This is a genomic window from Arthrobacter cavernae, from assembly GCF_017368795.1.
In the GTDB taxonomy this organism is placed as follows: Bacteria; Actinomycetota; Actinomycetes; order Actinomycetales; family Micrococcaceae; genus Arthrobacter; species Arthrobacter cavernae.
The window spans coordinates 1-531 of record NZ_JAFNLL010000065.1 but is presented as its reverse complement, the minus strand read 5'-3'; the positions used below and the strand labels follow the sequence as shown (position 1 = coordinate 531).

The window sequence follows — 531 nt, the reverse complement described above, 5'->3', positions numbered from 1 at the left end:
CGAGGCCATGATCCCCGTGATCGGCCGGCTGTACCGCGAAAACAATGTGGTGACGAGCATCCATGGCCGTAGCCTGATCAACAAGTCGACCATGAACATCCTCAAGGCGCACCGCTTCGCACGCCGGATGAGCAACACCGAGCTCCTGCTCGAAGAAACCGCGCCGCTGCTGAACGCCCTGGCCGAGCTCGAGCTCGGTGCTGCAGCGATCGACATCGCCCGCCTGACCGAGAAGTTCAAGGCCGAAGGTGCCGGAACCTCCCTCGACGAATTCCTCCGCGCGGAACTTGCCGACGTCGTCGGCAAGCGCGGCGGCGACGACCGCACCAGCACCGACGTCGTCCTGTACGGCTTCGGCCGCATCGGCCGCCTGCTGGCCCGCCTCCTGATCGAAAAGGCCGGCGGCGGGCACGGCCTGCGCCTGCGCGCCATCGTCGTCCGCAAGGGCGCCGAGAACGATCTCGCCAAGCGTGCCAGCCTGCTGCGCCGAGACTCCGTCCACGGCTCCTTCGAAGGCACCATCCGCGTGGA

The 531-nt window shown here is 67.2% G+C and carries 1 protein-coding gene; it reads left to right on the top strand.

Annotated features, from left to right (window positions below):
- On the top strand, positions 1-531 hold a 531-nt coding region (locus J1902_RS18165), incomplete at both ends, for a glyceraldehyde 3-phosphate dehydrogenase NAD-binding domain-containing protein (protein ID WP_278253673.1).